Raw genomic sequence first — 23,822 nt, 5'->3', positions numbered from 1 at the left:
TTGGTAGATTATATTTAAGATCTTTTCTGAAGGTTTTACCATAGGAAAAGTACCGGGGGGTGTGCGGAAACACATCACCCGGGTCCCATTAAAATCTAAACCCACCCTATCTGCTTGTACTTTGATAGGGTGGGTTTTCATATACTCGTTAGGTGAAGTTATGAAGTAGTTTCAGTATAATAACTTTTTGTGATTATATTTCCAGGAAAGAAGAAAAATGTAAAACCTATTTCGACAAAAAGTTCCAATTGGCTTGTCTTAAATTGTGTTTTATATTAGACTATTAAATATGTAGTAAAAAATATATAGTGGGGTGAAGGAATGACAACGAAAAATACTAGCTCTAAAGTTCTAAAAGCAACAATGATTGGTGCAGTAGCATTGACACCGGTCCTTGCGGTAGGTGCTACTGCAAATGCAGCAGACTCTAAACCATTAGGTGCGGCGGCACAGAAAAAAGTCAATGACTTAATTAGCAATTTGAATAAAGCATTTGACAAGTTAAAATCTAAAGATGCAAACGCAGAAGTGTTGTTGAGAGAGGCGCACTTGGAAATTAAAAAACAACTTGCAGCAGGGGATTTCACTAAGGATATACTAAATTATCCAAACGATGAAAGCTCCATAAAAGTAGTAAATGCATTATTGGAATTCTTGGCTAATTCAACAACTGCGGTCGAAATGGGAGATGCTTTCGACACATTAACAGAAACTGTATCTGATGCAGATTTAAAAGCGGCTTTCGACCAAGAATCATATAAAGGCGATTTGCGTGATTTATTTGTTGAATACTTAGTTGATGTACAAACTAAAGTATTGTCAACTATGGACACGACAAAAGGATCACAGGCTGATAATTTTATTGATGCTTTATTTGGCGTATACCATGCAAACACTGATTACACTCCTATTAAGGATGGAGTTAATTATGCTGTTAAAAAGCTTCAAGTTGGACTTGCGTTAAATGAGATTGTTTCATCTGAAGAAATCACACAAGCTCACAAAGATGCTTTTAAAGCATTGGCCAAAGAATACAAAACTGTTCTAACTCCTCCTGAAGTAATTACACCTCCGGGAGTAGTAATCCCACCAACACCACCAACAACTGGCGACAATGCAGTTGAGGTTGATGGTTCAACTATCGGCAGCAACCCACAAGCTACTATCGATGCAATCGAGAAAGCAGATAAAGTTGATCAATTAGTTGTTAAAGTACAAGCTGGCACAACAGTTGCTGACATCCCTGCAACAATCTTGAACGCACTTTCCAAGAAAAACAGCAATGCTGTAGTTGTGCTACAATTCGGCGATGTTGCATATGAATTGCCGGCTAACGCATTTGACCTTGCTGCAATTGCAAAAGACTTGGATGTTGCTTCTGCTGAACTGAAACTTAATGTATCAGTTACAAAAGTGGACAACCCACTTGCGGGCAAAGCAGCATACAAAGTACTTGCAGACGCATTTGACTTCAACGTTTCAGTTGTTGCACCAGGCGGTAAGTCACAAGTATTGAACGTATTCCCAACACCAATTAAGCGTTCAGTACCTGCTGCTTCAGAACTAAACCCACTTACAACAGTTGGTGTAACAGTTGATGCAAACGGTAACGTAACTGCAGTACCGACATACGTAACGGAAGGTAAAAAGTCAGCAAACCTATACCGTTCAACAAACTCTGTTTATACATTGATTGAACACTCTAAATCATTTACTGACATCACTGCAGGTACAAGCTGGGCTGAAGAGTACGTTAATCCATTGGCTTCCCGCATGGTAGTCAACGGTGTAACAGCTACTGAGTATGCTCCTACTAAGGTGATCACTCGTGGTGAGTTTGCAGCAATCCTATCTCGCGGACTTGGTATCGTAGCGATGGATAAATCTGCAAATGTCTTCGCAGACGTATCTACAAGCCAAGCATTCAACAAAAACGGCGAAATCGCTGCAGTTGTTGAAGCTGGAATCGTAGCTGGTTTCACTGACGGTTCATTCCGTCCGTACGAAGAAATCACTCGCGACCAAGCGGCAATCATGATCAGCCGTGCAATCGACTATGTTGGTGCTGACAAAGTGACATTCGACACGAAGAAAGCATTGACAGCATTCAAAGATAACAAGGAAATCGGTGCAGCATCACGTAAACACGTTGAGCGCGTTTACCAAGCAGGCCTACTTGACGGCTACCTTGATGACACATTCCGTCCGAACGCTGACGCTAACCGTGCACAAATGGCGAAAATCATTTACAACTTCCTTGCAGAAATCAAATTCATTAACTAATTATGAAACTATCAAGCCCTTCAAAGCGTCTAAGCTTTGGAGGGCTTTTCCTATCTCTTTCAAACAGTACAATATTATAGTAGTCTAATATGAAGGAGGGAAACATAATGAAAAAAATAATAGTATTTATCGCAGCAGCCACTCTTTTCGTTACAGGCGGTGTAAATTCTGCCAAAGCGGAAGGTTTTACGGATGTAAGCGCCACCTACCAATTCTATGAACATATTAATTATTTAGCAGGCCAAGGGGTTATCAAAGGGAAGGAAGGAAACCGTTTCGCACCCGACGATGTAGTAACACGGGCGGAGGCGGCAGTCATGATTGCCAGAGCGTTGGATTTACCGACTGAAAAAAGGGCAACTATCTTTCCAGATGTCAGCAGCCAAAGCTTCGCATCAGGTGCAATCCAATCTGCCAATGATGAAGGGATCATCAAAGGCTATACAGACGGCAATTTTAAGCCTGATGAAACCGTAACAAGAGGGGAAATGGCAATCTTCCTTACAAGGGCATTCAAATTGACCGAGGAAGAACCGATGACATTCACAGATGTGCCGGTCAGCTCTGCGGGATATGCATACATACCCAAAATCATCGCCGCTGGAGTGACACAAGGCTATTCGGAAACTACTTTCGCACCGAATAATCCAGTCACGCGTGCACAATTCTCTGCATTCCTTGCACGTGCAACAAACGAAAACTTGCGCTTGACGGTGCATGCTTGCGGCTACAATCCGGCAAGCAAAGTGAACCCGGATCGCCAAACGTTAAATTGCCTCGTGACAAAAGCAGCAAGAAATGCGAATGTTCCACCTGAAATTGCAAAGGCTATTGTAGAAGTCGAAAGCGGCTGGAAACATTTCCTAAGCAACGGCGAACCGCTTATTAGTGAAGACAACGGAATCGGGCTTATGCAATTAACGAACAGAACTGAGTTCGACACTGAGCGCCTTAAATACGATATTGCTTACAATATCGAATCGGGTATTAAGGTCCTATCAGACAATTTCGTGAGGACAGATCTTCCTATTATCGGCACCAACGACCGCAACGTCCTTGAACATTGGTACTTTGCAGTCATGGCCTATAACGGAACAAAACCAATGAACAGTCCTTTTTACCAGGCGACAGGCGAAAGAAACCTGAAAGCTTACCAGGAAAAAGTCTATAGCAAACTGAGCAATGGCTTCGTCGCAACGAATATCAAATCCATCAACATGTCGATCGACGACTTCACATACGATGGCACAACAACAAGCAACATTGAATTCAATAAAAAAGCCTTCACAATGACAGGCGACAACACAATATCAGCAGAACTTCTCAAAGAAGGCTCAGTTGTAAACTACACCGGAAAAGGCCTTAGATCCAAGCCAAGCTCCGGCACTGACTCAATCCTAACAGAAGTTACCAAAGGCTCATTCACAATAATCGGTGGACCAGTCTACGACATGGACGCCAATTCACCCAACCAGTACATCTGGTACCCGGTAAAGACAACACTTAATGGCAAAGTAAAAACTGGCTTCATTGCGGCACCATATATCCAATAAACCTAACATCACCAAGGGGGAAGTCGATGGCTCCATCGCAATCGATTTCCCCTTGAATTTTTGCAACAAGAAGGAGAACGTGGAATGAATAAACGTTTACTGCAACTCTGCTTCGTCATCACCATCATATGCCTATCCATCATCGGGACATCAACAGCACATGCATCCACATTCAAGGACGTTTCCTACAAATACTGGGCCTACGAAGATATTCAATTTGCAGCACAACATAATGTAATCCGTGGATTTTCCGACGGCAATTTCAGACCCGGCTACGACATCAAACGTAAAGACGCAGCAGTCATGCTGACTAGAGTCCTTGATCTCTACGAACTAAACAGTGAACCGACACCAGTCGAAGACCTATTACCAACTTCACCCGGCTACAAGGAAATCATGATTGCACTTGAAAACAATTGGCTTTCACTTGACAAAGGTTACTTCCATCCAGACGAACCACTAACACGTGACGAAATGTCGAAAATGCTCGCAACTGCCTATGGATACGAAGGAAAGGGCGGCAGTCAATTCGTAGATGTGCCTTATGAGGATCCTTATTTCCTTTACATCGACGCCATTGCATTCGAAGAAGTGACAACAGGTTATAAAGACGGGACATTCCGTCCGGGTGAAACCGTGACTCGCGCCCAATTCAGCGCTTTCCTGAACAGGGTATACCAGAAGCCTGTCGCTTACGAAGTGAGAAACGAAGGAGAACTTGTTGAGATCGTGCGGAATGTCGATGACGCGATTGAACTTGCCCTTTATTATCCAAAGGGGACAGTACATCCCCAAAGTAATAAATTCAATAAATACCCACAAACGATCGCCGCTGCAGATAAAACCAATCTCAACAGCGGAGTACTCATTTACAACGGTTTCAATGAAACGGAGAATTTCTCACCTTACTTTTTCAGACAATACCTAAAAACGAAGCCAGTAAACAGTGGTCAAATAGACATGTTCGACACATTCGTTATCCTTGGTCTACGCTATAATGAAAGTGGTGATCAATTCGTAGATGGACCATCGAACCATGCAAACTACTCTGACTGGAGAACCTATATCGAAAGAACCTTCGCTCAAGACGGAGCGATTAATAACCTGAACATGACGGCTGGCTTTGTGAATAGGAATGTTGATGTATATATCGCAATCCCCTATCCAAAGAGAAATGAGCCTATCATTAATTTTAGTGGGGATAGTGTTGGAAGCGACGTCTACGCCCGATACGATCTTGTCAATTGGTATGTAAACGAAGTCATGCAACGCTTCGATAACGGTAAATATGACAATTTGAACTTCAAAGGTTTCTATTGGCTAAGTGAAACAGTCCGTACAGTCGACGATGAAGTCATCATCTCATCCATTTCAAGCATCTTGAAGAAGAATGACAAGTTCTTCATCTACTCACCACACGCAACATCTACAAATTTCTATAAATGGAAAGACTACGGCTTCGACGCCGCATTCCTCCAACCTAATGCATTCAGATCAACCATCAACAACAAAGAAGAACGGCTGCACCGCGCATTCCTGAACGCTCAAATATACGGCACAGGAATTACAATAGAAATCGATTCCTACCATATGGACAAAGCCGAACAAGGTGTTGAAGCATTCGACCTCTACATGGATATGTCAAAACGCTATGGCTTAGATGAAAAAGGCATGATGTTCTACCAAGGAGTAAACATGGTCGAACGAATGGCAACATTTAATCATCCTGTATACAAACGTTGGTATGAGCAGTTGACAGAAACGTTTTTTAATAAAGAAGAAGTGAAGAATTGAGGAGCGGTTTACCGCTCCTTTTTGATGAATCCTTTCCCAGTCCGAATCGTCCACATAATTATGAAATAAACCTGCCGATACATACTAACGCTATGTTATACTATTTAAATGTGAAACAACTACAGAAAGGGTCATTCCATGAATCTTAACCTTAGAGAAATGGCTGTGCCGATCATTGGGGTTCTACTCATCGCTGTGGCGCTCGTCATTCCGAATACTATGATTGCCTATGGCATCTCACTTGTTCTCGCAATCGCTGCATTGTTCAGGCCGAAACAGGCCATTTTATTTTTGCTTATCTACTTCCCGCTTCGCTCATTCCTGATCGAATTAAGCCCAGGATTAAAACTTGTTGGTGATTTAATCATCGTCTTCACTTTCCTTCGCGTACTTTGGGATGCTCGGAAAGACTGGAAGTCGATTTTCCGTTTCGAACTATTCGAATGGGCATTTATCGCATTCATCTTAATGGGAACCGTTTCGGCATTCCTATCAGGCGTCGTCCTAACGGCAATCATTTTCCAAATCCGCGCATTCGTAATCATGTTCCTTCTACTATATATCGTTAAACGATTGGACATTACGAAACGGGATATTATGAATTTCCTTGCTGTGACTTTATTTGTTACGGTTGTCCTTATCATCCAAGGAATCGTCGAAAAGCTATCTGCCCGTTCACTCCTCATGCCGGATCAATGGGTGAACCGTCAGCTTTCGAAAAATAACGCAAGCCGTATTTACGGCCTTGTAAACAACCCGAACGTGTTCGCCGTCTATTTAACGATTTCCGGCATTCTTATTTATTACTTAAAGACGTTGCTTCCGAAGTCGAAGCTTCAATGGTTGCTTAATATCGTTCTTGTAGTGCTTGCAGGTACATGGATTCTTACGTATAGCCGTGGAACATGGATTGCCTTCATCATTGGAATTGTCATCTACTTCCTGTTCACAAGGAATTGGAAGTTCGTCCTGAAAGCAGGACTTGTCGCTGCATTGGGCTTCGCGCTTATTACTGTACCGGTGACAAAGGCAGCACAATGGATCAGTTCGAACACTGAAATCGGTGAAATCGTACGGACAGGTGCACCTGAACCTAATGAAACTTTCGCCATTGAAACGACACGCATTAAAGAGACATTCCAGTCAGATACGTTTGAAAAGAGTAAGACAACTGGACGTTTGTTCATTGTATATAAAGGATTCGAGATCTTTAAAGACTATCCGGTAATCGGAACGGGCTTTGGAACGTTCGGGGATTCTGCTTCGAAAGTGTACTCGTCGCCATACTATAGCCAATACGACATCCGTTTCAATATCTATTCGGACAACCAGTACATCCAGGTCATTACTCAAAATGGTGTTGTAGGCGTATTGCTATTCGCCGTCTTCCTATTAGGCATGTTAGTCGTGTTCTGGAAGAGACGTAAGCAATCGGATAAAGCCATTCCGATGTTAGCTTTACTCATAAGCGTCTACTGGTGCGGGTTTATCTACAATATCTGGGAAGACAAGACGTTCACGATGTACTTCTACATTCTGACAGCTGTCTTCTTGGCTTATACTTCAAAGAAAAATACGCGTTTGCAATAAATAGAACAGCCCCTTTCCGAGTTTGTACTTGGAAAGGGGCGTTTTTTTGTTTAATGAACCCTAATTTGTCAAAAGCACTTCTCGCGACAGGAAAATATATTGCAAGATTGCATACCCGCGATCCATATGTCCCTCCAAATACACATATTCTGACCGAAATGCGCATAAATCCCATAACAAGCTTATAAATGCTTTGAAACACTCATATATCCCTCCAATTACGCATAAAGCGCTTGAATCACGCATAACTGCCCGCTGGGCTTTCTTTTTTTAGTAGTCTATTAGAACGAAAAGCTCCCATAACTATACAAATAAAATAATAAGAGATTATAATAAACATACATCAAATAACAAAGGGGAATGAATCATTGCATAAACGTAAACAACTGTCGAAACTCAGCACCCTACTCCTTGTGATCTTTCTATTAATACCAAATTTTGCATTTGCAGAAACATCAGATACTACCGCAGAAACAAAAGCGGTGGCACCTATTACAGAATCTACAAAAATCTCACAAGGTGTCCACTATGAATATACGAACACAACCATAAATAACGATCCACAAGCATTTAGCCAGTTAGTCGTTGACTTGAATGACCCATTCACAACAGTCGACGTCAGTTACCCGACGCCGCTTAACAAACTTGCAACTACTACAAGCCAAGCAAATGCCTACACAGCATTAGGCCAGCAAGTAGCAGGAGCTATTAACGGCTCGTTCTTCTGGTCATCCGACCAAGGCTATTTACCAATGTATCTCATCGCTTACCGCGATAGACTTATGAATGCCGGCATCATCGCATCCGGAAGAGACCAGTACGTCAACCAACCGATCGCATTTGGTATTGACAGCACTGGCAAAGGAAAGATAGATTCATATAACTTGAGTCTATCATTCAATCATAATGGACAAGAGTATCCGATCACATCGACGGACAAGCACCGTTCGAATGACAACTTGATCCTTTATACACCTCTCTATCCTAAACCGACTACAGAAACAAACGCCCTTGGCATTGAGCTTGTCCTTGAAGGTGTTACAGGCGGAACAGAACTTAACTTTGGTGAAACAGTAACAGGTAAAGTAACGCAAATTCGGGAACGCAACAACCCGACAGCATCTACTATCCCTAAGGACGGCTTCGTTCTGTCTGCTCATGGTGAAGCGATGCAACTCATCAAAGACATCGGAATCGGAGAGACAATCTCCATCACAGCAGATATCGATGACAAGTGGAAAGGCGCATCATTCATGCTTACGTCCGGTCCGGAACTTGTCAAAGACGGCAAAGTAAACCTTGGCATCGATCCGAACAGTGATCGTGCAACAGAACGTGCGCCCCGTACGGCGATTGCAATCGATAAAACAGGAACGAAAGTATTCATGGTGACGGTGGACGGAAGACAATCTGGTTATAGCCGTGGACAAAGCTTGAAGGAATTTGCTGAATACCTTGTCTCAATTGGCGCTCACCAAGCGCTTAACTTGGATGGCGGGGGCTCCACGACGATGGCTGTTCGTAAGCCTGGTGACTTTAACGTCTCGCTTTTCAATAAACCATCCGATGGCAGAGAACGTTCTGTCTCCACTGCGCTTTTTGCGGTATCAAATGCACCTGTAGGAACGCCTACAACAGTTGGTGCACATCTGTCAAAACCTGGAGTCTATTTAAAAGGGACGAAAGGTTCCGTTTTGGTAGATTACGTTATGGACAACTATTACAACCCGGTTACTTTCGATAAAGCAGCTGTTAAAATAGCATCTCCACAAGGTCTTATCGCAGTGAACGGCCTTGAATTTACGGCTCAAAAAGCAGGAGCTGGCGCAATTACTGCTGAGTTCAGTGGTGCGACAGCGAATATACCATTTGAAGTCGTTGACAGCATTCATACAGTTCAGCCATCAAGCCCGTCATTCGAGGTTAGAAAAGATGGACAAACGACATTAACTGTCAAAGCATTCGATGCTAAAAACAGAGAAGTCATCTTTGACCCTACACTTGTTAAATGGAGTGCTCCTGCAAGTATCGGCACAATCACAGCTTCAGGTGTCTTCACAGCAGCTTCAAAAGAAGGTACAGGCTCTGTAACAGCAACATTAGGTGGCAAAACGATCTCCATCCCAGTAACAATAACAGGTGATTACTCCAGTGTAGATAAAATGGAATTCCTAAATAACTGGACATCTACAACAACGAACGGCAAAGCAACACTTTCAATGAATAGCGACAAAGAGCCGGCGTTTGAAGGCGTTGGCTCCCTAAAATTAACATATGATTTCACTGGAACAACAGGCACTTCAGCTGCGTATATCGAAGCGAAGACACCTGTAAGCCTATCAGGTACTCCGGTTAAGATTTCCGCTCGTGTATATGGGGATGCCGGGGATACATGGCTGCGTGGACGTATCCAAGATGCCCAAGGTAAGGAATACACAGTCGACTTCACGCCTGAAAACGGCTTGAAATGGCTTGGCTGGAACTATGTGACGGCTACTATCCCTGCAGGGGCAACTGGTAATCTAACACTTAAACAAATCTATATCGCACAACCGACAGACAGCCTGAAAACGAAGGGCAGCATCAGAATTGATGACTTGAAAGCGGTATTCGCGAACAACTACAAAGAAGCACTTTTCAAAGACACTGGACTGACGTTCCGTGCGGAAGGTGAAATTACTTCCCTGGTCAATGATGGGGTTATTGCAGGCTTCGCGGACGGCAACTTCGGTCCATATGAAGAATTGACAAGACAGCAAGCGGCAATCCTTTTGGCAAGAGCACTTAAACTTCCACTCGACAATGTAACAGATCCGGGCTTTGAAGACATGGCGCCGACAATGACGTTCTATAAAGAAGTGGCGGCTGTCGCGAATTATGGAATCATCAATGGGAAGGAAAAAGGTAAGAAATTCGACCCGAACGGTAAACTGACTCGTGCAGAAATGGCAGCGATCCTTCAACGAGGATTCAAGCTACAGCTCTCTGAGAAAGATTACTTCACGGACAGCAATGGCAGCTTCGCGAAAGATGCAATCAATTCTTTGGCATTTAACAATATTACCCAAGGTATTGGTGGTGGGAAGTACGGACCTGCGCAAAACATTAGTAGAGCTGATTTCTCGGTGTTCTTACATCGAACAATGGCAATAAAGTAATAGAAAAATAGTCTTTGAGATTGCAGAAAATTATGGTACACTATCTATGTAGAGTTTTTCCTTTTACACTATAGAATCTTAATGGCCTTGGTTGATGGTGCGGCAAAAAATCTGTGAAGATCCCTTCTTCGCGGATTTTTTTGCGTTTTAAACGAAAAGCGAAAGGCGCTTGCTCAGATGCGACAGGCATAAGGCGAAGATGCGGAGTGGCGGTTTTTGCCACATAGCAACTTTGACTTATGACCCGAGCATCTAGCGCCTGTAGCTGGACACGACAATATTCATATAGAAAACTATATTTCTACTACATTCGACTTTTTATATCAAACTTCCAGTTCACTTCCTTTTTCATTCATGGTAGACTTATAGATATATGGATTTTACGAAAAGGAGTAAATTATGAAAAAAAAGCTGATTATCTCATTGTCTGCACTCTTAGTCATTGCACTTTGCGTGGGGGGCTATCTTTTATACATAATGAAATTCAAAGAATACGATATTGCGGACGAATCGGTTGCTGAAATCATAGAAGATCCGTTCGAAATCGAATTACCAGACGGTACAATTATTACCTTGGATGACAGCGGAGAAGACATAGTCCAAAAAGATTCCAATAAAGAATCCGGTAAAGAAGATGGACAAGCGTCATCCGATTCGACTGATGAATCAGAAGATGGTGGATCCATCCCTGTAAGCGGGAAAGGACAATCATCCAAAACACCAACTAATACATCTAACAACAAGCCAAACTCAAACACTGGATCGACTTCAACTTCCAAACCAAATACCGGTTCTTTAACTGCGGGGCCTGGAGCTAAAGTGACAGTGGCATCCATAAAAGAAAAATATAACCCTGCTTTCGCAGCTTTAGAAGGGCAAGCTGAAGATAAGTTGAATGCGCTTATTGGAAGAGCTAAAAACGAGTACTCGACAAAGAAGAATAATGGCGAGAAAATCGATTATGGCTATTTCTACAATAAGTACATGAGCGCTGCTACAGAACTGGAAGGCAGAACGGACAGCGTCTTCAATGGCGTTCTGAAAGCTATAGAAAAAGATCTTGAGAAAAATGGGTATGACAAGTCATACGCAAAGAGCTTTAAAAATGAATACGACGCACAAAAGAAAATTCGTAAAGAAAGCTTAATGAAAAAAGCGGTAGGAAGATAAATAGAAAGAGAAATCCGTCCTACACTAACTAAGAACGGATTTTTCTTTTAATGAAATCTGCCATTCCCGTTATGCTATATTACCTATCAACCTATTAAAAAGGAGACCGACCTTCATGGAAGAGACAATCAGCCTACAAGATTTGTTCAGAACGTTAAAGAAAAGATTCGTTTTGATCATCTCTCTAACAATCATCGCCATGGGCATCGCGGCAGTCGCAAGCTATTACTTCATGACGCCAATCTACCAGGCATCGACACAAATCTTGGTCAATCAAAAAAATGAACAAACAAGCCAGTTCAACACACAAGAAATTCAAATGAACCTTCAGCTTATAAACACATACAATGTGATCATCACAAGCCCTGCAATCCTATCAAAAGTGATTGAGAATTTGGATCTTGACATTACACCAGCACAACTTAAAACTCAATTAACGGTTAACAGTGCGCAAAACTCGCAAGTCGTCAATTTGACTGTACAAGACACGGAGCATTTTAGAGCAGTGGACATCGCAAATACGACAGCAGAAGTTTTTCAAGAAGAAATCCAAAAGCTGATGAACGTCGATAATGTCAATATCCTTTCACCAGCCGTCAATGTAGAATTTCCGTCTCCGGTTAAACCACAGAAACTCTTAAACATTGCAATCGCAGCAGTTGTCGGATTGATGCTTGGAGTAGGAATTGCATTCCTATTAGAGTATCTTGATACAACAGTTAAAACTGAACAGGACATTGAAGATTTAGTCGGTCTGCCGATCTTAGGTATCGTCAGCAAGTTTCCAAATGACGTTATGCAAAATACCTCAAAAAAACCTCTTGCAGATAGAAAGAAGGAGAAAGCACATGTTAATTAAACGTAAAAAGAAAGTCCTTCAAAAAGCTGCAAGAACCCTTATTGCACATAATGACCCAAGATCAGTAAACTCCGAGCAGTTCAGAACGATACGTACAGGTATCGACTTTTCAATGCCAGATAAAGAGCTTGAAACACTTCTCATCACATCCGCAGCACCGAGTGAAGGGAAATCGACTGTCGCAGCGAACATTGCTGTCGTTTATGCCCAAAACGGTAAGAAAGTATTGTTAGTCGATGCCGATTTAAGAAAGCCGACTGTTCATTATACTTTTTCCCTAGTGAATAATGTTGGATTAACGAATTTGCTGGCGAAAAATACGACTCTTCAAGTAGCTGTTAAGAAGAGTGAAGTAGAAGGGCTGGATATCCTTACATGCGGTTCTATCCCACCGAACCCTGCCGAGCTCTTAGGGTCAAAATCCATGGACAACGTGATAGAGATGCTGAAAGAACATTACGACCTTGTCATCTTTGATGCTCCACCACTTCTATCCGTGACAGATGGTCAAATCTTAGGGCAGAAATGCGACGGCATCATCTTGGTAGTAAGTGCCGGCTCCACTGAAAAAGAAAATATAGTCAAAGCGAAAGAAGCATTGGCGTTGACGAAAACAACGATTCTTGGTGTGGTGCTAAACAACTTCACCCTTACGAAGGATCATTATTACTACAACTATTATGGAGCGGAAGAGTAAAGGACGATTAATCCTTCTACTCTTTTTTCCATATTGGAGGTCGATTTCCAGTGATTGATATGCATACCCATATTTTGCACGGGGTAGATGATGGCCCTGATAATCTTGAAGGTTCCATGAAGATCATACATAGTGCAGTAAATGAAGGAATCACTGAAATGATAGCAACGCCCCATACATATAACCCGCATTTTCATGTGACTGCGCAGGAAACTTCAAGCCAAGTGCACATATTAAGGGAACTGCTGAAGCAAGAAGGTATTCCAATTACAATCCACACAGGTCAGGAAGTACGCCTGCACGACACGATTATTGAAAATTATAAAGCGGGCGAAATTCTGACGCTTGCCGAATCCAATTATTTGCTACTTGAATTGCCGTCACAGACAGTTCCATCCTATACGGTAAAAGTCATCGAACAATTAACCGAAATCGGTATTATCCCGATTATTGCCCACCCGGAAAGGAACAAGGCCATCGCAGAAAAACCGGAACGTCTTCAAAGACTTATCCGTCATGGGGCATATGCTCAAATCACTGCAGGAAGCCTTTCAGGTCACTTCGGCAAAGGGGTGCAAGATCTTTCGTTACGGCTAATAGAAGCGAACTGCATCCATACGTATGGTTCGGATGTACATAATATGGAGACAAGACCGTTGGAATACGAGAAAGGCCTTGGCGTGCTGGAGAAGAAGAAGCAGTTGGAAATGATTGATATTCTTTTGGAAAATAACGAAAGAATCATAGCTAATAAGCCTTTGACTCAGTTTGAGTTTGTGGAAGTTAGGAAAAAGAGTTGGTGGAAAATAGGTATGAAGGCATAGCGAGACGAGTGTGAAAGAGTTTTTTGTCAATATTACTCAAAATATTGTTGATAATGTAGTATATTGTCAGAAAAAAGCATAGTATTTAAGCTGGGAACTGGTATAATAGTAATTATTATTAAGGAATAATAGTTTATAAGAATAACTAAAGAGGGACGTGAGTCGCATATCTGTTAAGAATAGGTTGACAATGTTATTTTTAGTGGACTCCTTTATAGTCTTTTTTTCGATTTTCATAGGGTATTTTATCCTAAGTCCTTCAAGCAATCTATTTGCAAATAAAGTCCTGCTAATCAGTGTAGTGGCAATACAGATTGCACACCACTTCTTTGCTTGGTTTTTTGGTTTGTATAGGAAGGCTTGGACATACGCATCAATTGGTGAATTGAAGTTGATATTCAAGGCAGTTACAGTCGCGATTATGGTTGTTGCTTTGGTCCAATTATTTGTTGCCCAAGACATTTACTTCAGGGCATTAGCGATCACTTGGATGTTACATATTTTGCTGATTGGAGGTTCAAGGCTGTCGTGGCGGCTGTACCGTGATACGGTTAATCAGAAACAGAATATAGAAGCGAAACGAACGATGATTGTTGGGGCTGGACAAGCCGGCAGCATGATTGTACGTCAAATTCTACAAAATCCTGATTATGGGATGACCCCCGTCATTTTCGTTGATGATGACCGGAAGAAACAAGGACTTGAGATTTATGGTGTGAAGGTTAGTGGTGGAACTAAATATATCCAAGCAATCGCGGAAGACAATGGTATCGAAAAAATCATTATCGCCATTCCATCAATGGACAAACAAGAACAAGCAGAGCTCTTGAAACGTTGTGTAGATACTGGGATAAAGACACAAAAAATCCCGCGCATCGAAGACATTATGACGGGTAAGGTCTCTGTTACTGATATGCAGGACGTCAGAATCGAAGACTTGTTAGGGCGAGATGAAATACAACTTGATATGGAAGCAATAGCGAATAAGCTGACGGGCAAAACGATTATGATTACAGGAGCTGGCGGCTCGATTGGATCGGAAATTTGCCGACAAGTGAATCGGTTTACACCGAAGAAACTTATTTTGTTAGGGCATGGTGAGAACTCGATATACTTAATAGAACGTGAGCTTCGTGAAATAGTTTCGTCTGAAACTGAAATTGTTCCGGTTATCGCGGATGTACAAGACCGACAACGGATCTTTGATATCGTATCGGAGCATCAGCCGGATGTAATTTACCATGCTGCGGCTCATAAGCATGTACCGTTAATGGAAGCTAATCCGATGGAAGCTGTGAAGAATAATATATTTGGTACGAAGAATGTTGCGGAAGCGGCGGATATGTTTGGAGTTCCGCATTTTGTTTTAGTGTCGACGGATAAAGCGGTAAATCCTCCGAATGTGATGGGTGCGACGAAGCGTTTTGCGGAAATGATTGTTCAGAATCTGGCGAAGAACAGTGAAACGAAATTTGCGGCAGTTCGGTTTGGGAATGTTTTAGGGTCCCGTGGTAGTGTTGTACCTTTGTTTAGGAAGCAAATTGCGGCTGGTGGGCCGGTTACTGTTACGGATCCGGAAATGACACGTTACTTCATGACCATTCCTGAAGCATCTAGACTCGTCATTCAAGCAGGGACACTTGCACGCGGCGGCGAAGTGTTCGTTCTTGATATGGGCGAACCCGTTAAGATTGTTGACTTGGCCAAAAACCTTATTAACCTATCGGGCTATAACGAAAATGATATTAAAATAGAATTTAGCGGTATCAGACCTGGTGAAAAATTGTTTGAAGAGTTGTTAAATGAGAATGAACGGCAGAGTGAGTATGTCTTTCCGAAGATTTATGTTGGGAAGGCAACTCCGATATCTGAGTTGGAGCAAGAGTATGTCTTGGACAGGTTGTTAGGTATGGATACAGAGGAATTAAGGACTACCTTGGTTGGGTTGGCGAATCGGAAATTTTTGCAGGAAAATATTGAAACTGTGGTAAGAATGACAGACTAATCATATAGACATAGGTAATATTCTTGGAGGTGAAGTGTTGGCGCATATTACATTTGATTATTCGAAGGCAAGTGGGCATTTCGGGCATTATAAAGTTTCTTTTTTGGAGCATTCGGTTCAATCAATTCATAACCAAATGCATAGTGAAACAAGCGAACACAACAATTATTTAGGTTGGATTGACTTGCCTGAAATGTACGAACGGGAAGAGTTTGAACATATCAAGAAAACAGCAATAAGAATACGAGAGAATAGTGATATACTTGTAGTTGTTGGAATCGGCGGATCTTACTTAGGAGCAAGGGCTGCAATCGAGATGCTGAACCATAGTTTCTATAATATGTTGTCGAAAGAGAAAAGAGGCAATCCACAAATCGTTTTTGTTGGACATAATCTTAGCTCAACTTATATGACGCATGTGATGGACCTTCTTGAAGGCAAGAATTTCTCTATCAATGTTATATCGAAATCCGGAACAACAACAGAGCCGGCTATTGCGTTCCGTATCTTCCGTAAACTCCTTGAAGAGAAATATGGCAAGGAAGAAGCGAGGAAACGCATCTTTGCTACAACGGATAAGGAAAAGGGCGCATTGAAACAGTTAGCTGACAGGGAAGGGTATGACACTTTCGTAATACCTGATAATATTGGCGGGCGTTATTCTGTTTTAACGGCGGTCGGTCTATTGCCGATTGCAGTGAGCGGGATTAGTATTAATGAAATCATGGCAGGCGCATTACGAGCGCAACGGGAACTAAATAATCCGGTTCTTGATGAAAATGCTGCCTATCAGTATGCTGTCATTCGTAACATCCTTTTCCAAAAAGGAATGGCTATAGAAATGTTTGTCACGTACGAACCGGGTATGCATTATCTGGCAGAGTGGTGGAAGCAGCTATTTGGTGAGAGTGAAGGGAAGGATCGTAGAGGGATTTTTCCAGCGTCTGCGAACTTTACAACTGACTTGCATTCATTCGGTCAGTATATCCAGGAAGGTCAGCGTAATCTTTTTGAAACGATTGTTAAAGTGAAGAATCCGCTTGATGATATCGTAATTGAAGAAGATGAGGAAAATATTGATGGATTGAACTATCTCACAGGAAAAACGGTAGATGTAGTAAACAGCAAGGCGTTCGAAGGGGCGCTTGAGGCCCATGCGGATGGAGAAGTCCCAGGACTTGTTTTTGAAATACCGTCAATGGATGCTTATACATTTGGCTATCTCGTTTACTTCTTTGAAAAAGCTTGTGCGATGAGTGCGTATCTATTTGGTGTCAACCCGTTTGATCAGCCAGGTGTGGAATTATACAAACGAAATATGTTCACATTACTGGACAAGCCTGGTTATGAAAAAGAAGAAATAGCAGAGGTCTTGGAAACTGCAGGAAATTAATAATAATTATTTGACATAAGTTATTCGAGAAAGGATGTCGCAGCATGACGTGGAGAACGAGTTTGGATCAATGGCTCTCACAGCTAACAGATGAGGATTTGGTCAAACAGGATATATATAATATGACTGATGAAAAACAGCTGGAAGATTGTTTTTATAAGGAGCTGGAATTCGGTACAGGCGGCATGCGCGGCATTATCGGACCTGGTACGAATCGTATTAATATTTATACGGTGAGGAAGGTGGCATTCGGCCTTTCTCAATACATAAAAGAACAAGGTGAAGAAGCGATGGCGCGCGGGATTGCCATTGCTTATGATTCGAGGCATATGTCGAAGGAGTTTGCGTTGGAAGTTGCGAAGACGGTAGGTGGTGAAGGCATTCAAGTTTATTTGTTTGAGGACTTGCGACCTACTCCATTACTTTCCTTTGCGGTACGTTATATGTACGCCTTTGCAGGAGTTATGATTACGGCAAGCCATAATCCACCGGAATATAACGGATTGAAGGTTTATGGGCAGGATGGTGCGCAATTGCCTCCTGAGGATGCAGATGTTGTTCTTGGATTTATGAAGAGCGCTGGTACCAGGCTGATTACCGAGGTTGCGGGTGAAAGGGAACTATTGGCTAATAGAATACTTGTTTATATTGGGGAAAAGATTGATATGGCATATAAGCAAGCGTTGCAAGCAATTCAGTTGAATGAGGAGAAGCCAGAAAGGGATTTGTCGATTATTTTTACTCCTTTGCATGGAACTGGGAATATACCTGTACGCGAAGGACTTGAAAACTTTGGTTTTACCAATGTGACTGTTGTAAAGGAACAGGAAAATCCGGATCCTAATTTTTCTACAGTGAAATCACCAAATCCGGAAGAGTCCGCAGCGTTTGAGATTGCTATAGAGTATGGGTTGCGAGTGGATGCGGATGTCTTGCTTGCGACTGATCCTGATGCAGATCGACTTGGAGTCGCGGTCAAAAATGATTCAGGTGAGTATGTCGTTTTGACGGGTAATCAAATTGGTGCTTTGATGCTTCACTTTTTACTGGAGCAGAAAGAGAAGAATGGATGGCTACCACGGAATGGGGTAGTCATGAAGACGATTGTTACTTCGGAGTTAGGCCGTGCGATTGCTTCATCGTTTGGTGTGGAAACAATAGATACTCTTACGGGTTTTAAGTTTATCGCAGAGAAGATCAATGAATTCGAAGAGACTAAAGAGAAGAGTTTCCTTTTTGGTTATGAGGAGAGCTATGGATATTTGCTTGGTAATTTTGTTCGGGATAAAGATTCGGTTCAATCAGCTGTTTTTGTAGCTGAAGTGGCAGCTTATTACAAGTCACAGGGCAAATCGCTATACGATGGTTTACAGGAATTATATAAGAAGTTTGGTTATTACAAAGAAATTACATGTTCTATCACGTTGGAAGGTAAGGATGGAGCAGAACAAATTGATGCGATTGTGGAAGGGTTCAGAAATGAACAGCCTTCGGCATTAAATGACATTAGTGTTACAAACGTAGAGGACTATGCGAAAAATGAATCGTTGGATATATTGTCAGGTACTAAAACAAGTTTAGATTTACCGATATCTAATGTGCTTAAGTATAAACTTGAAGATGGATCATGGGTTTGTATTCGCCCTTCTGGCACCGAACCAAAATGTAAGTTTTATTTTGCGGTGAAGGGTGAAAGTGTGGAAGATGCTAATATAAAACTCGCTGCATTGCAGGACGTTGTCCTGCATGGAGTTAAATCATAAGGAGGAAGTAAATATGTATAAAAAGGTGCGTAAAGCTATTATACCGGCAGCTGGATTAGGGACACGTTTTTTACCGGTTACTAAGGCGATGCCAAAAGAAATGTTGCCGATTGTTGATAAGCCAACCATTCAATATATTGTCGAAGAGGCGATTGCATCAGGTATAGAAGATATAATTATTGTTACTGGAAAAGGTAAAAGAGCGATTGAGGATCATTTTGATAATAATTTTGAGTTGGAAGAAAATCTAATACAAAAAGAGAAATATGATATTTTGGAGAAGGTTAGACAGTCTTCGAATGTAGATATCCATTATATTCGTCAGAAGGAGCCAAAAGGACTTGGACATGCAGTTTGGTGTGCGCGGAAGTTCATTGGTGATGAGCCTTTTGCTGTTTTGCTTGGTGATGATATTGTACAAAGTGAAACACCTGGATTGAAGCAGTTGATTGAGCAGTATGATGAGACTCATGCTTCGGTAATTGGTGTGCAGACTGTTGCGGATGACGAGACGGATAGGTATGGGATTGTTGAACCTTCGGCTCAAATTGGTAGAAGGTATGCCGTGGAGAACTTTGTTGAGAAGCCGGCATTGGGAACAGCGCCCTCTAATCTTGCGATTATGGGCAGGTATGTGTTAACTCCGGAAATCTTTATGCTATTAGAAAAGCAGGAAAAGGGCGCAGGTGGTGAGATCCAGTTAACTGATGCCATTCAGCAGTTGAATCAGATTCAACGGGTGTTTGCTTACGATTTTGAGGGTAAGCGGTATGATGTTGGGGAGAAATTAGGGTTTATTACAACGACGATTGAGTTTGCTTTGCAGAATAAGGACATTAGTGCTCAATTGTTGGAGTATATGGCTGAGATAGTGGAAAAGAGTAAAGTGGGAAATTAATTTTTCCAATAAACCACGTAGTCTTTTCATCGGGAAATTTCAACTTTCTGACATAGGTTGCACAGTGCTTCACCTACAATATAAATGTTTCAATTAAGTCACCTAAACTACTAAAGAACATGTTTTGAGGAGTGAATCCGTATTATGTTTATGAAGGTTAAAAGATTGATTGACATTATTCTTTCTTTAGTTGGGCTTATTGTCTTATCGCCTATTTTAGTAATCCTAATTATTGCTATTAAGATTGATTCAAAAGGGCCAGTTCTATTTAAACAAAAGCGAGTTGGAATAAACAAGACACATTTCTATATATTAAAATTCCGAACTATGAAAATAGATGCACCGATTGATACTCCGACCCATTTATTAGACAAACCTGAACAGTATATTACTAGAATGGGAAAATTCTTAAGGAAGACTTCACTTGATGAACTCCCACAGATTTGGAACATACTTGTCGGTCAAATGAGTATTATCGGTCCAAGACCTGCATTGTGGAACCAATATGATTTAATAGCGGAAAGAGAGAAATATCATGCAAATGCTATAAGGCCGGGCTTAACAGGGTGGGCTCAAATAAATGGTAGAGATGAAGTTCCAATTGAAATAAAATCTAAATTCGATGGTGAATACGTCGAAAAGATGGGCCCGTGGATGGATATAAAATGCTTCTTCGCCACAATAATTAGTGTGTTTAAAAGTAAAGGTGTTTTAGAAGGTGGGACAGGTGCGATTGGAAAAACAAGATCTTCTGTAGGTTCAGTGACTGGAGAGAATTTCTCAAAATGAAAAAAGTACTGATTACTGGGAAAAACAGCTACGTAGGTAATTCATTAGAAAAATGGTTGTTGAATGATCCCAAGAAGTATTCCATTGATAAAATTAGTATGCGTGAAGATGATTGGATGAATACGGATTTTTCCCTATATGATGTTGTTGTTCATGTTGCCGGAATCGCCCATGTATCCACAGATCCAAATTTGGAAGAAAAGTATTATAAAGTAAACCGTGATTTAACTATAGAAGTTGCAAGGAAAGCAAAAAGTGAAGGCGTAAAGCACTTTTTATTCTTAAGTAGCATTATTGTGTATGGTGAAAATATATCTAACGGTGTAATAACTAAGGATACTGTACCTACACCTAGTAACTTTTACGGCTATAGTAAGTTGCAGGCAGAACAAGAAATTGTAACTTTAAATGATTATAATTTTAAGGTTGTTATTATAAGACCACCGATGATTTATGGCAAGGAATCTAAAGGCAATTATCCCAAATTAGCAATGGTTGCTAAAAGGTTTCCAGTTTTCCCGATTTTCGAAAATCAACGTAGTATGTTACATATAGACAATCTTTGTGAATTTATGAAGCTTATGATTGAGAATGAAGAAAACGGATTTTTTTTCCCGCAAAACAGTGAATATGTAAAAACTAGTGAAATGGTTAAAATGATAGCTATGTTTCACGGGAGGAAAGTTAAGTTTACAAAAAAAATAAATCCAATTATTAGAGTAATCATGAAGAAGTCAAATATTATTAATAAAGTATTTGGTAATTTAGTATACGACAAAAGTATGAGTAGTTATAAAGAAAACTACCAAATTAGGAGTTTAAGTGAATCAATAAAACTGACAGAAGGTAGTGACCAATGATGGATAGAAAATATAGTGTATTAATGTCAGTTTATCATAAAGAAAACCCTTCTTTTTTAAAAGCGAGTATAGACAGTATGATAAAACAAACACTTAAGCCAAACGACTTCGTTATTGTCAAGGACGGTAAATTAACTAAGGATTTAGATGAAATCATTAATGAATATAATGAAAGGGAACCAGACTTATTTAATATAGTGTCACTTGAGAAGAATATAGGCTTAGGGCGGGCATTAGATGAAGGATTGAAGTATTGTAAAAATGAATTAGTGGCCCGTATGGATAGTGATGATATATCTCTGCCAGCAAGATGTATGACTCAAGTTGAACTATTTATGAGCGATCCAAAGTTAAGTATTGTTGGTACAATAATAGATGAATTCCATGATTCACCAGATAATATTGTATCTTCAAGAGTTGTGCCAACAACGCATGATGATATTGTGAAATTTATAAAAAGAAGAAGCCCATTTAACCACCCAACAGTTATGTTTAAAAAATCTGAAGTAATTCGTTGTGGTGGTTATGGAAATTTTAGAAGAAAACAAGATTTGGACTTGTTTTCCAGAATGATAAACAATGATTGTAAAAGTGCGAATATTGATATTCCACTTCTGCTTTTTAGATCGAATGAGGGTAATTTTAAAAGAAGAAAAAGTTGGTCTTATTGTAAAAGTTATATTGAAGTTGAATACGCAATATGGAAAAGAGGACATTGCACTTTATTTGATTTAATTTATGTGGTAATTGGTCAATTTATAATGTACCTATCACCAATGTGGTTTTTGAAAATTCTTTCTAATAAATATTTGAGAAAAGAATATAGTAAATAACTATCAACTATAAACATTTTTTTATTTGACAAGAACAATGAAAAGGAACATTGGGGAACAGTTTATCCAAAGTAGGCGATTTTTCTTAAGTCCTATCAACTATTAAAGCTTGTTTTTTTATATGAATTCAAACTCACCTTTTATATTAGAGGAGATTATTATGAGGAAATCCTATAGGGAATTTATTATCCACTTAGAAAGGTGGATTTTGAAGATTGATGTTTTTAAGACATGGATTCTTGAATGGATCAATATTTATAAGAAAAGGAAGTTGTATTCACAAGTACAATTAACCCATGAACAGAAAAATGCGATTGATAAGGTTTGGAAACGTATATACGGTAAAAAGGTTTCTAAAAAATGGCATAGGCTTTATCAAAGCTATGCAGGGGTATATAATAAATACTATTTCCCAGAGATAATTTATTCCACAAAGTTAGAACCTCTTTTTAGTCCACCACATTTGGCTAAAGTATTGGAAGATAAAGCATTGACAGAAATACTTTTTTTTGAAAGCTCGATTAAAGTCCCAAAAACATTTGTTGTTAATAGTAGTGGAGTTTTTTATGATAGTAAACGGATTGTTAAAAACAGAAAAGACATAATTGAAAGTCTCCGGAATATTGGTAAAGTAGTAATTAAAGCCACAATTGGTTCCAATTCTGGTCGGGGAGTTGCTATGTTAGATATTGTTAATGGAGTAGATTTAATATCAGGTAAGACTCTTGAACAGATAATGGATAAATTCAAAACGAATTATATAATTCAAGAGCGTATGAAAGCCCATCCAAAATATGCCTCACTTTACGACAAGTCTATTAACACAATTCGTGTAATTACTTATATACTGGATGGAGTTATTTACAATGCTCCTTTGTCCATGAGAATTGGAAGATCCGGTAATGAAGTTGACAATATTCATGCAGGTGGAATAGTAATTGGTTTTAATGACAAGGGTATATTAAATAAAGAAGCATATAGCGAGATGCAGGAAAGATTCCGTCAGCATCCGGATAGTGGGATTAAATTTGAAGGATATGTTATCCCATATGTCAAGGATATCATTAAGGTAGCAAAGGAAAGTCATTCTAGGATTCCGCATATTAAAATGATTTCTTGGGACTTTATGGTGAATGAAAGTTCAGAAATTATATTAATTGAAGTGAATTTAAGATCCCAGAGTATTTGGTTCCCTCAAATGGTAAATGGCGAAAGTTTCTTTGGCAAAAACACAGAAAAAATAATTGAAATAATTTCAAAAAAATAATTGCTTTTAAAGTAATTACTTATTGAAAAGTACAACATAGAAGATATCCAACAGAACTCGAACGAATGTTGTCCGCTTAATAAAAT

The 23,822-nt window shown here is 40.4% G+C and carries 17 protein-coding genes; all 17 read left to right on the top strand.

The annotated features are described in order from the left end of the window. Nucleotides 1-321: 321 nt before the first annotated feature. Nucleotides 322-2,283: an S-layer homology domain-containing protein gene (locus tag ACFPZG_RS01510; RefSeq protein ID WP_317940367.1), complete on the top strand. Its 1,962-nt coding sequence runs from the start codon at nucleotides 322-324 to the stop codon at nucleotides 2,281-2,283. A 107-nt stretch (nucleotides 2,284-2,390) separates the two neighbouring features. Beyond that, entirely contained in the window at nucleotides 2,391-3,836 is a 1,446-nt protein-coding gene (locus ACFPZG_RS01505) for an S-layer homology domain-containing protein (protein ID WP_283733005.1), read from the top strand. An 84-nt stretch (nucleotides 3,837-3,920) separates the two neighbouring features. Beyond that, on the top strand, nucleotides 3,921-5,630 hold the full coding sequence (locus tag ACFPZG_RS01500; RefSeq protein WP_317940366.1) for a DUF4855 domain-containing protein: 1,710 nt from the start codon (nucleotides 3,921-3,923) through the stop codon (nucleotides 5,628-5,630). Between the two features lie 138 nt (nucleotides 5,631-5,768). Beyond that, on the top strand, nucleotides 5,769-7,220 hold the full coding sequence (locus ACFPZG_RS01495; RefSeq protein ID WP_283733002.1) for an O-antigen ligase family protein: 1,452 nt from the start codon (nucleotides 5,769-5,771) through the stop codon (nucleotides 7,218-7,220). A gap of 368 nt (nucleotides 7,221-7,588) precedes the next feature. After that, nucleotides 7,589-10,378, top strand: a complete 2,790-nt coding sequence (locus tag ACFPZG_RS01490) for a phosphodiester glycosidase family protein (protein ID WP_317940365.1) — start codon at nucleotides 7,589-7,591, stop codon at nucleotides 10,376-10,378. A 399-nt stretch (nucleotides 10,379-10,777) separates the two neighbouring features. Next, nucleotides 10,778-11,548 (top strand): hypothetical protein, encoded by a 771-nt coding sequence (locus tag ACFPZG_RS01485; protein ID WP_283732999.1) that lies wholly within the window; start codon nucleotides 10,778-10,780, stop codon nucleotides 11,546-11,548. Between the two features lie 115 nt (nucleotides 11,549-11,663). Continuing rightward, nucleotides 11,664-12,407 carry a YveK family protein gene (locus ACFPZG_RS01480; RefSeq protein ID WP_283732998.1) on the top strand — a complete coding sequence of 248 codons (744 nt, stop codon included), beginning with the start codon at nucleotides 11,664-11,666 and terminating at the stop codon, nucleotides 12,405-12,407. Continuing rightward, a complete protein-coding gene (locus tag ACFPZG_RS01475; RefSeq protein WP_283732997.1) occupies nucleotides 12,397-13,104 on the top strand; it encodes a CpsD/CapB family tyrosine-protein kinase in 708 nt (235 codons plus the stop codon). Before ACFPZG_RS01480 ends, ACFPZG_RS01475 begins: the two co-directional genes overlap by 11 nt. Nucleotides 13,105-13,163: 59 nt before the next feature. Next, nucleotides 13,164-13,928 (top strand): tyrosine-protein phosphatase, encoded by a 765-nt coding sequence (locus ACFPZG_RS01470; protein ID WP_283734705.1) that lies wholly within the window; start codon nucleotides 13,164-13,166, stop codon nucleotides 13,926-13,928. A gap of 166 nt (nucleotides 13,929-14,094) precedes the next feature. Further along, nucleotides 14,095-15,933, top strand: a complete 1,839-nt coding sequence (locus tag ACFPZG_RS01465) for a polysaccharide biosynthesis protein (RefSeq protein ID WP_317940424.1) — start codon at nucleotides 14,095-14,097, stop codon at nucleotides 15,931-15,933. Between the two features lie 34 nt (nucleotides 15,934-15,967). After that, the gene (locus ACFPZG_RS01460; protein ID WP_317940364.1) at nucleotides 15,968-17,326 is read left to right on the top strand and encodes a glucose-6-phosphate isomerase; all 1,359 of its coding nucleotides are present in this window, start codon (nucleotides 15,968-15,970) and stop codon (nucleotides 17,324-17,326) included. Between the two features lie 44 nt (nucleotides 17,327-17,370). Beyond that, nucleotides 17,371-19,089: a phospho-sugar mutase gene (locus tag ACFPZG_RS01455; protein WP_317940363.1), complete on the top strand. Its 1,719-nt coding sequence runs from the start codon at nucleotides 17,371-17,373 to the stop codon at nucleotides 19,087-19,089. Nucleotides 19,090-19,102: 13 nt separating this feature from the next. Then, nucleotides 19,103-19,987, top strand: a complete 885-nt coding sequence (gene galU, locus ACFPZG_RS01450; protein WP_317940362.1) for a UTP--glucose-1-phosphate uridylyltransferase GalU — start codon at nucleotides 19,103-19,105, stop codon at nucleotides 19,985-19,987. A 144-nt stretch (nucleotides 19,988-20,131) separates the two neighbouring features. Then, nucleotides 20,132-20,776 carry a sugar transferase gene (locus ACFPZG_RS01445; protein ID WP_283732996.1) on the top strand — a complete coding sequence of 215 codons (645 nt, stop codon included), beginning with the start codon at nucleotides 20,132-20,134 and terminating at the stop codon, nucleotides 20,774-20,776. Continuing rightward, on the top strand, nucleotides 20,773-21,636 hold the full coding sequence (locus tag ACFPZG_RS01440) for an NAD-dependent epimerase/dehydratase family protein (RefSeq protein WP_283732995.1): 864 nt from the start codon (nucleotides 20,773-20,775) through the stop codon (nucleotides 21,634-21,636). Before ACFPZG_RS01445 ends, ACFPZG_RS01440 begins: the two co-directional genes overlap by 4 nt. Beyond that, nucleotides 21,633-22,469, top strand: coding sequence for a glycosyltransferase (locus ACFPZG_RS01435; protein ID WP_317940361.1), 837 nt, complete (start codon nucleotides 21,633-21,635; stop codon nucleotides 22,467-22,469). Before ACFPZG_RS01440 ends, ACFPZG_RS01435 begins: the two co-directional genes overlap by 4 nt. A gap of 160 nt (nucleotides 22,470-22,629) precedes the next feature. Next, nucleotides 22,630-23,736, top strand: a complete 1,107-nt coding sequence (locus ACFPZG_RS01430) for a sugar-transfer associated ATP-grasp domain-containing protein (protein ID WP_317940360.1) — start codon at nucleotides 22,630-22,632, stop codon at nucleotides 23,734-23,736. The last annotated feature ends 86 nt before the right edge of the window (nucleotides 23,737-23,822 follow it).

The sequence above is a fragment of the Sporosarcina thermotolerans genome (genome assembly GCF_042658975.1).
GTDB classification, from domain to species: domain Bacteria; phylum Bacillota; class Bacilli; order Bacillales_A; family Planococcaceae; genus Sporosarcina; species Sporosarcina thermotolerans.
Note: the sequence above shows the minus strand (reverse complement) of the source record. Positions and strands in the feature narration are given on the sequence as shown.

What these genes read in the sequence shown, in the direction of transcription:
- ACFPZG_RS01440 (WP_283732995.1), top strand. Translation starts at nt 20,773, where the DNA reads ATGAAAAAAGTACTGATTACTGGGAAAAACAGCTACGTAGGTAATTCA.
- ACFPZG_RS01485 (WP_283732999.1), top strand. Translation starts at nt 10,778, where the DNA reads ATGAAAAAAAAGCTGATTATCTCATTGTCTGCACTCTTAGTCATTGCA.
- ACFPZG_RS01510 (WP_317940367.1), top strand. Translation starts at nt 322, where the DNA reads ATGACAACGAAAAATACTAGCTCTAAAGTTCTAAAAGCAACAATGATT.
- ACFPZG_RS01455 (WP_317940363.1), top strand. Translation starts at nt 17,371, where the DNA reads ATGACGTGGAGAACGAGTTTGGATCAATGGCTCTCACAGCTAACAGAT.
- galU (WP_317940362.1), top strand. Translation starts at nt 19,103, where the DNA reads ATGTATAAAAAGGTGCGTAAAGCTATTATACCGGCAGCTGGATTAGGG.
- ACFPZG_RS01505 (WP_283733005.1), top strand. Translation starts at nt 2,391, where the DNA reads ATGAAAAAAATAATAGTATTTATCGCAGCAGCCACTCTTTTCGTTACA.
- ACFPZG_RS01430 (WP_317940360.1), top strand. Translation starts at nt 22,630, where the DNA reads ATGAGGAAATCCTATAGGGAATTTATTATCCACTTAGAAAGGTGGATT.
- ACFPZG_RS01500 (WP_317940366.1), top strand. Translation starts at nt 3,921, where the DNA reads ATGAATAAACGTTTACTGCAACTCTGCTTCGTCATCACCATCATATGC.
- ACFPZG_RS01475 (WP_283732997.1), top strand. Translation starts at nt 12,397, where the DNA reads ATGTTAATTAAACGTAAAAAGAAAGTCCTTCAAAAAGCTGCAAGAACC.
- ACFPZG_RS01470 (WP_283734705.1), top strand. Translation starts at nt 13,164, where the DNA reads ATGCATACCCATATTTTGCACGGGGTAGATGATGGCCCTGATAATCTT.
- ACFPZG_RS01445 (WP_283732996.1), top strand. Translation starts at nt 20,132, where the DNA reads ATGTTTATGAAGGTTAAAAGATTGATTGACATTATTCTTTCTTTAGTT.
- ACFPZG_RS01480 (WP_283732998.1), top strand. Translation starts at nt 11,664, where the DNA reads ATGGAAGAGACAATCAGCCTACAAGATTTGTTCAGAACGTTAAAGAAA.
- ACFPZG_RS01495 (WP_283733002.1), top strand. Translation starts at nt 5,769, where the DNA reads ATGAATCTTAACCTTAGAGAAATGGCTGTGCCGATCATTGGGGTTCTA.
- ACFPZG_RS01435 (WP_317940361.1), top strand. Translation starts at nt 21,633, where the DNA reads ATGATGGATAGAAAATATAGTGTATTAATGTCAGTTTATCATAAAGAA.